This is a genomic window from Mycobacterium palustre (assembly GCF_002101785.1).
Classification (GTDB): Bacteria; Actinomycetota; Actinomycetes; order Mycobacteriales; family Mycobacteriaceae; genus Mycobacterium; species Mycobacterium palustre.
In genome coordinates, this window is sequence record NZ_LQPJ01000031.1 from 1 (window position 1) to 1,315 (window position 1,315).

The window sequence follows — 1,315 nt, forward strand, 5'->3', positions numbered from 1 at the left end:
CAACAGCACACCCGCGACCACACAGGTGGGGCCACTTTCGACCGCCCACCCGGGGCCAAATCAGGCTGTCACAGCCATATCAACCGGCATTGGCTAAGGCCAATCGCCCTGGCGTTCATATCCATGACTTGCGTCATTTCGGCGCAACGATGCTGAGCCATGTTGGCGCTAGTGCTGCCGAAGTCCAAGCCTTCTTAGGTCATTCGACTCCAAACATGGCTATGCAGTAGACAGCGGCTACTGACGAGAGAAAGACACTTCTAGTGCAACGGCTTTCAGAACTTGCCGAATCTGCCTAGCTGCGGGATAAGCGCCAAGTCAAGGCCCGTTCGAGCGTGTGGACGTAATAGATCTTGTCGAGTATTTCGGCAGCGCTGATGGGGGACCAACCCGTGTAATCGTGCGCTTTTGTGTCGCCGTGGACCGAAATACCCAGCCGATCAAGTTCTTTGGGCTCCACGATCCAGCCTGTGAACCCGTTATATGAATCGGTGGGTGGAATCCCGCGTTCCTTGGCAAGCTGGACAAATTCAGCGATCAGTTCTTCCACCTTGCGGACATTCTCGATACGTTCGGCCTCGCGCTGGGCCTCAAAATCCTCATGCTTGCTTAACTCATCCCGTAGACCCATTCGACTGACTCCCTCCCATTCAAAACCTGACAATTGGCGCGCACCCAGTCTCGCACCCTGCTTGGTTTCTTGACCAGTCAAACCAGCGTTCAAGAATCGTGTGCCAGGTGGTCAACCTGACGGGGTCAGCCTATCAATGCCGGTCAGAGGGTTTCCAACCGAATTCGTGCGCTGCACATGCGCTTAAGCACCAAATCACCACTCTAACGAGTGCCCTGGCGGTAGCGCTTTCAACGCTCCTATTTGCCGGTTCACCTTATTAGCCGCGCGGTAGGCGTCCTCGCCGGTGATAGCACCTGGCCGGTAGTCTCTTATCGGCGGGCTAGCGACGGTCGCTCTGCGGCCTGCTCAGCCGGTCAAAATCGCGCTCACGCTCGCGACGGTTGCCCCGGTCGGGCTTGCCAGCTTCCCTGGCTAGATCAAAATCGTACGAATCACGTTGGTAGCCAATACCTTCGGTAGTTGTATCAATGGGTGGCGAACCGCTCGAAACGTGCTTGCTGCTGGCAGCCTAAGCAGCCTAAGTGCACACGCAGCGCACGGCAGTCGGACTAGCGAACCACCAAAACCTCACTACCTTTGGATATCCACACACAGCAAAGTGCCCCTGTTTGGAGTCGGTTGATCCTTGACGTTTCTGTTTCGGTTGATCCTTGACACTCTGGGTTAGTGGTTAGGCCTGTT

The 1,315-nt window shown here is 56.0% G+C and carries 2 protein-coding genes; one reads left to right on the forward strand and one right to left on the reverse strand.

The window, feature by feature from the left end; genetic code table 11:
* The first annotated feature begins 89 nt into the window (after positions 1–89).
* A complete protein-coding gene (locus AWC19_RS31370) occupies positions 90–230 on the forward strand; it encodes a site-specific integrase (RefSeq protein ID WP_342743773.1) in 141 nt (46 codons plus the stop codon).
* Positions 231–295: 65 nt separating this feature from the next.
* On the opposite strand, the gene AWC19_RS03070 is transcribed toward AWC19_RS31370, so the two are convergent.
* Positions 296–724 (reverse strand): hypothetical protein, encoded by a 429-nt coding sequence (locus tag AWC19_RS03070; protein WP_142280934.1) that lies wholly within the window; start codon positions 722–724, stop codon positions 296–298.
* Positions 725–1,315 lie beyond the last annotated feature (591 nt).